The organism is Cereibacter sediminicola, assembly GCF_007668225.1.
In the GTDB taxonomy this organism is placed as follows: domain Bacteria; phylum Pseudomonadota; class Alphaproteobacteria; order Rhodobacterales; family Rhodobacteraceae; genus Cereibacter_A; species Cereibacter_A azotoformans.
In genome coordinates, this window is sequence record NZ_VDEK01000191.1 from 1 (window position 1) to 329 (window position 329).

Annotated in this window: 1 protein-coding gene; it reads right to left on the reverse strand. The window is 68.1% G+C overall.

Translation table 11 applies throughout. From position 1 onward, the window contains the following. On the reverse strand, positions 1-329 hold a 329-nt coding region (locus tag FG154_RS20970; protein ID WP_145112109.1), incomplete at both ends, for an IS66 family transposase.

Below are 329 nucleotides of genomic sequence, written 5' to 3' on the forward strand. Positions count from 1 at the left end.
GCCAGTGGTCGGGCGACAGCAGGTAGTCGATGGCCTTGGCGACCTTGGCGTGCTTCGACAGCAGAGCCCGCTCGGTCCGGAGCCAGCGTTCGAGATCCTCGACCAGTGGGGCTGACCGCGCCTGTCGTGCCGCGAGGCGGGCGGCGGGGTCCTGGCCGTTCAGCTCGCGCTCGATTGCGAAGATCGCGTCGATGCGCGTCACCGCCTCGAAGGCGATCGGCGAGATTTCCTTTGCGTCCTTGCCCTTGCGGATGTTCCCCTCGATATCGGCCAGCTCGAAGAACTTGCGCCGGGCATGGCTCCAACACAGCGCCGGCAGGACCGGCCCC